The sequence below is a fragment of the Verrucomicrobiota bacterium genome, assembly GCA_019247695.1.
GTDB lineage: Bacteria > Verrucomicrobiota > Verrucomicrobiia > Chthoniobacterales > JAFAMB01 > JAFBAP01.
Genome location: JAFBAP010000038.1, coordinates 1 through 5,940, shown reverse-complemented (window position 1 = coordinate 5,940; position 5,940 = coordinate 1). Strand labels below are relative to the sequence as shown.

Genomic DNA, 5,940 nt, shown 5'->3' with positions numbered 1-5,940 from the left:
CTTGCACCTGCGCAACCTCTACGCGCACCTGTTGGAGAACCACTACCTGGAGGGGCTGGTGGGCTTCAACGCGGCGCTCTCGGACATCTTCTCGCGCGACGTGCTGGCCCGGATCCAGCAGGGGCAGGACGGCTGGGAGCAGATGGTGCCGCCCAAAGTCGCCGAGTTGATCAAGCAGCGTGATCTTTTTGGGCATCAGCCGGCGGGCCCGCACTTGCACCCGGTTTCCTCCTAAGGCGTCACGCCTGTACACCCATCCTAACAAACACCCGCCCGCCGGGTTGGATTTGCTGAGGGGTGGTTGACAACGGCGGGAAGTTAGCGTTGTAAGGGGGGCCCTTTAAAAGTACCTGGGTGGGCCCGAACTGTCCGTTCAAAAACGATGGCAGGTTTCAGCGACACATCCTTGATGAACCCCCTGGAACAACGGATTGGCTACAAATTCCGTAATTCGTTGCTGTTGGCCGAAGCGCTCACGCACCCAAGTTTAGGTCATGAAACGCAGCGGCATCACTTTGACAATCAACGGCTTGAATTTCTCGGCGATGCAGTTTTGCAACTCATCTTTACGGAGCACCTGTTTCGTTTATTTCCTTACTTTAGTGAGGGGCAACTGACCAAGCTGCGGTCGCGCCTGGTTTCCCGGGAAGGACTTAAGGTGCATGCGATGAGCATCGGCCTCGGTACCTACCTCATGATGGGGCGCGGCGAGGAAGCGAGTGGCGGGCGGCAACGCGCATCGATTCTGGCAGACGCATTTGAGGCATTGGTGGGAGCGATGTACCTGGACAGCAGCCTGGAAGCGGTGCGGCGTTTTGTGCTCGATGAGGCCCAGGAAGATATCCAGCGGCTGGCCTTGCAACCGCTCGAGGTCAACCCAAAGGGGCAATTGCAGGAGATCCTGCAGGCGATTTCTCCCAAGAGCCCGACGTACGAAATCGTTTCCCAAGCCGGGCCGGAGCACCAGAAAATTTTTGTGGCGAGGGTCTTCTGGGAGGGCCGGCAGCTCGGGTTGGGGGAGGGACCGAGCAAAAAACAGGCGGAGACGGCTGCGGCCCTGGACGCACTGGAATCCCGGCGATGGGAAGGGCCGAGCAGTCCCGGCACAGGTTCAAAAACAGGTCCGGCCGCCCCGGCCGAGCCGCCGCTCTCACGGGACAAAGCGGAAGACTCGTCAGGCGGTTTTAAAAGTTGAAGGACGAGGCCTCACGGCAGGAGGCGCCGCGCCGTCCTCAGGGGCCGGGTAACGGGAGGATGCAGCTTTTCCCGCCTCCGCCTGTTTCAACACGGCTGACAGTTTTGAAACCTTTTGGCGCATGATCTTGCCCGCCTTGAATTTCACGGTCGCGCGCTGCGGAATCTTGAAGCTGCTGCCGGGTTGGTTGGGGTTGCGGCCGACGCGTTCCTTGGTGAGGCGCACCTCGAAAATGCCGAAATTGCGCAGTTCAACATCCTCGCCTCGTGCCAAGCTATCCGTGATCAGGTCGAGGGTCCGTTGGACGACTTCGAAAACCTGGTGCTGAACAAGACCAGTTTCGTTGCTGATCTTCACCACGATGTCCCGTTTTGTGAGGTTGGCCATTGAACTCCTTTCGACGGTTAACTGGTTAAGAGGGGGTGTGAGAGCCGAGGCGGACCAGGTTTACCCTCTGCGGTTCTCACACGCCCTCAGCGTTAGCGGTTGCCTGTTCGGCCGTTCATGTGTCGTAAGGCAGCGGGGCTGAATCCCTTTTGAATTATTATCTAGAAAACTGAGGTAGCAAGGTCTGTTTCGTTTCGGAATCATTCCTCGCCCGGTCCGGCGGGTTTGGTGAGGGCATCCAGGACCTCGGCGGCGGTGCGAAAATGCACCTTGGCGAATCGCGGCAACGCGTCGGGGCCCGCACGGGCCACCAGGCTGCAGGCAGCCGCTTTCACTTGGGCAGACGCACCTTTGGGCAAAGTAAGGCCAACCATTTTGCCCTGGTTTTCGAGCCAGTTCACGAACCGTTCGCGCGCCAGGATGGACGCGGCAGCCACGGCTACGTCCGACTCGGCCTTCGTGCGCTGGTCAACCGTGATGGCCTTGCCCCGTTCCAACAAGGCTTTCTTGATGACGCGCGCGTTGGCGAACTGATCGGAGAGCGCGCGGGGACAATCCGGCCGCGCGGTGAGCAAATTTTCGATGACGCGGGCGTGTCCCCAGGCAAGCAGGTCATTCAGGTTCGCAAATTTCCGGTATAGTTCGTTGTAACGTTCCGGACCGATCAGCACCACGTTGTGAGTCGCCTCCGGCACCTGGACGATGAGTCTGGCCAATTCCTTTATCCGGCGATCTGACCCGATCTTTTTGCTGTCAGTCACACCGATTCCAAGAAATTCGCGGGCAATGTTGCCGTTTACGTAAACCCCGGCTATCACCAACGGGCCGAAAAAATCGCCTTTGCCGCTCTCATCGATGCCGAAATGCGGCTGAAACATCTCCGGATTCAGGAGTTCTTCATAGCCGAGCCGGGCCTCTCCCAAGACCTTGGGTTCCAAGGTGAACCGGACGAAATCCTCCGTCTCTTTTCCCTGGACCACCACTTTGGGTCCTTTTTCGTACACCGCGACGGAGACTTTACCTTTTTGGGCGAAATAGAGGGTGTAGGGCCGGCCGGCAAACTCAAAACCCTCCGCTTCCAACGTCTTCCGCAGGGCCTCGGTCTGCGACAAAGAAAGGGTGGCGGTGTACGTTTGCACCTTTGACAGCATGAACCAAGTCGGGATTGATAGCACGGCATTTCGCAAGGCACTGCTGAAGTGGTACCGGGCGGAGGGACGCAGGTTGCCGTGGCGTGAAACCGACGATCCTTACGCGATCCTGGTTTCGGAGTTCATGTTGCAACAGACGCAGGTGGTGACCGCGATTCCTTACTATCACCGGTGGCTGGAGCGGTTCCCGACCGTTGACGCGCTCGCCGCAGCTTCGATGCAGGACCTGCTGGCGCTCTGGCAGGGGCTGGGATTGTACCGCCGGGCCCACAACCTTCAACGTTGCGCGAGGATGGTGGTGGAAAAATGGGGCGGCGTGTTCCCTCGTTCGGTGGAAGAACTGCGAGCGTTGCCCGGAGTCGGCCGTTACACGGCGGGGGCGGTGGCCAGCTTCGCGTATAACCTGCCGGCGCCGGTGGTGGATGGAAATGTCGCGCGCGTGCTCAGCCGGCTGCTGAACCTGCAGGAACCGGTCGATACGCCCGTGGGGCAAGCCATTCTTTGGGATGCCGCGGAGCGGATCGCGCAATGCGATCAGCCGCGGCTGATCAACAACGCGTTGATGGAGCTGGGGGCAATTGTTTGCAAGGCCCGCAATCCGGCCTGCGGGCGGTGCCCAGTCCGCCGCGCCTGCCGTGCGGTTGACCCTGAAACCTTGCCGCGCAAACGGCCGCAGCCGCCCACTCAGACGCGCGTCGAGCGCTACTGGTGGTTTTACGACGGCGCCCGGGTGCTGCTGGAACAGCGCCAAGCCTCCGCCCGGTGGGCAGGCCTTTGGACCTTGCCGATTCTTGACGCTGATTCGCCGGCCGGCCTGACGACCTTCGTTTCACTCCGGCATCACATCATGCGTTTCCTGGTTGACTTACAGTTGGTCCGGGGCGACCACGCGAGCCTGCCGGAGCCGCCGGGTTCATCCCAGCGCTGGCAGCCGGTGGCGGCCCTGGGTGAACTTCCCATGCCGACCCCGCACCGGCGCGTGATCGGCCTGGCGCTGGCCGCCGAGACGCCCGGTTGTGACCTACGGTGAGGACGATCGATACGATTTCCGCTTGATCTAACTCCGGCAGCGCAACGATGGTACGCAACAGGCTATGCAGGGAAAGTTTGAGCTCACCCAATTGCCCGACGCGAGTGGCCACTTCGGCCCGTATGGGGGCGTGTTTGTGCCGGAAACGCTGATGCCGGCTATTACGGAACTCCGGTTGGAATACGAGGCGGCGCGCCAGGATCCGGCGTTCCGGGCGGAGTTACAAAGGCTCCTTCGTGATTTTTGCGGCCGGCCGACCCCGCTCTATTTTGCGGAACGTTGGACCGAGAAACTGGGCGGTCCCCGTATTTACCTTAAACGCGAAGATCTGCTGCACACCGGCGCGCACAAGATCAACAACGCCGTGGGCCAGATCCTGTTGGCAAAGCGGATGGGTAAAAAGCGGATCATCGCCGAGACCGGTGCCGGACAACATGGGGTGGCGACCGCCACCGTGGCGGCACGGTTCGGGTGCGAGTGTGTGATTTACATGGGGAAGGTCGACATGGAGCGCCAGGCCTTGAACGTGGCGCGCATGCGGTTCCTGGGCGCCGAAGTCGTTCCCGTTACGGCCGGGCAGGCCACGTTGAAAGAAGCGATAAACGAGGCGATGCGCGATTGGGTAACCAATGTGCGGAACACGCATTACCTGCTGGGAACGGCTTACGGTCCACACCCGTATCCGATGATGGTGCGTGATTTTCATCGGGTGATCGGAGAGGAGGCGCGCCGGCAGATCCTCGAAGTCGAGCAAAGGTTGCCTGATACATTGGTGGCCTGCGTGGGCGGCGGAAGCAATGCGATCGGCCTCTTTTACGCTTTCCTGCAGGATCCCGGCGTTCGCATGTTCGGTGTGGAAGCCGGCGGCCGGGGAATCCGGCCCGGCGAACATGCAGCGCGTTTCCAGGGCGGCCGGTTAGGCGTGCTCCAGGGTACCAAGACTTACCTCCTGGCCAATGAAGATGGCCAGATCGAACTGACCCATTCGGTATCAGCCGGTTTGGATTACGCCGCCGTCGGGCCGGAACATAGTTACTTGCGCGATGCCGGACGCGTGGAGTATGCCTTTGCCACCGATGACGAGGTGCTCGCCACCTTTCATGACCTGGCGAGAACCGAAGGAATCTTACCCGCGCTTGAATCCACCCACGCACTTGCTCTCGTGCGATCCCGGGCCAAGGAGTGGACGAACGATCAGGTGATAATCATTAACCTGTCCGGGCGCGGCGATAAGGATGTGCATCAGATAGCTGAGCATGGGCGCTCGCATGACCCCTTGTGATTACGATTCCCGAAGAAGTACCCGTAATGGCGCTTTCGAATGCGGTCCTGTTCCCGCATTCGCTCCTGCCCCTGCACATATTCGAACCGCGCTACCGTAAGATGCTTGCCTACAGCCTCGACGGTGAGCGCATGTTTTCGATCGGCTTGCTGCGGCGAGGCATCGAGGAAGCGGAGCGAATAACCGACCTTCACCCGATTGCTGGTGTCGGGTTGATCCGGGCCTGCGTCGGCAATGATAACGGAACTTCCAACCTGGTTTTGCAAGGGCTGGCTCGGGTTCGTTTGCTCGACTGGATTCAGGAGGAGCCGTTCAGGATCGCGCGGATCGAGGTGGTCGAATCGCGGGTTCCGCACGTCATCGAGGCAGACGCACTGAGCGCCAAGGTCAAGGAACTCTGCGCCCGGATCGAGCAGCTCGGGCTGCCGCTGCCGGGTAATCTCATGGAGCAGTTGAAGCAGATCGATGACCACGAAGTGCTGGCCGACGTGGTGGCATCCGCTTTCATCAACGAGACCCAACACCGCCAGCAATTGCTGGAGGCGCAGGATGTGAACGAGCGGTTGCGCCTGCTCATCCAGCTTTTGCGGGCCAGGACGACCAACTCCTAACGGCGTTCGGTCACACGGCGGGCCCAGCGGGTGTGGCGGGCACGGCGTAAGAGGTCACACGGTCACACGGCGGCCGCAGCGAGGAGGGCGGCCACCACGTAAGAGTTCACACGGTCACACGGCGGCCACCACGTAAGAGTTCACACGGCGAACACGGCGGGAAGAGGAAAGAGTTCGGAGTTCGGAGTTCGGAGTTCGGAGTTCGGAGTTCGGAGTTCGGAGTTCGGAGTTCGGAGTTCGGAGTTCGGAGTTCGGAGTTCGGAGTTCGGAGTTCGGAGCGGCAG

The 5,940-nt window shown here is 60.7% G+C and carries 7 protein-coding genes; 5 read left to right on the top strand and 2 right to left on the bottom strand.

Annotated elements, in window-relative coordinates; all coding sequences use genetic code 11:
* Positions 1-235, top strand: a 235-nt coding sequence (locus JO015_04475; protein MBV9998352.1) for a TonB-dependent receptor, incomplete at its 5' end; no start/stop codon positions are given.
* A 174-nt stretch (positions 236-409) separates the two neighbouring features.
* Positions 410-1,195 (top strand): ribonuclease III, encoded by a 786-nt coding sequence (rnc, locus tag JO015_04470; protein ID MBV9998351.1) that lies wholly within the window; start codon positions 410-412, stop codon positions 1,193-1,195.
* Here rnc and JO015_04465 read toward each other — a convergent pair.
* Entirely contained in the window at positions 1,175-1,582 is a 408-nt protein-coding gene (locus JO015_04465; GenBank protein ID MBV9998350.1) for an HU family DNA-binding protein, read from the bottom strand. The two genes, rnc and JO015_04465, sit on opposite strands and share 21 nt — an antisense overlap.
* Positions 1,583-1,782: 200 nt before the next feature.
* Entirely contained in the window at positions 1,783-2,733 is a 951-nt protein-coding gene (locus tag JO015_04460; GenBank protein MBV9998349.1) for a ribonuclease HIII, read from the bottom strand.
* Between JO015_04460 and mutY the strand changes: the two genes are divergently transcribed.
* The 3 genes from mutY to JO015_04445 all read left to right on the top strand — a co-directional run bounded on the left by mutY (position 2,732) and on the right by JO015_04445 (position 5,656).
* On the top strand, positions 2,732-3,763 hold the full coding sequence (gene mutY, locus JO015_04455; protein MBV9998348.1) for an A/G-specific adenine glycosylase: 1,032 nt from the start codon (positions 2,732-2,734) through the stop codon (positions 3,761-3,763). The genes JO015_04460 and mutY overlap by 2 nt on opposite strands.
* A 64-nt stretch (positions 3,764-3,827) precedes the next feature.
* Positions 3,828-5,045, top strand: coding sequence for a tryptophan synthase subunit beta (gene trpB, locus JO015_04450; GenBank protein ID MBV9998347.1), 1,218 nt, complete (start codon positions 3,828-3,830; stop codon positions 5,043-5,045).
* A complete protein-coding gene (locus JO015_04445; GenBank protein ID MBV9998346.1) occupies positions 5,042-5,656 on the top strand; it encodes an LON peptidase substrate-binding domain-containing protein in 615 nt (204 codons plus the stop codon). The genes trpB and JO015_04445 overlap by 4 nt, the downstream gene beginning before the upstream one ends.
* Positions 5,657-5,940: the final 284 nt, after the last annotated feature.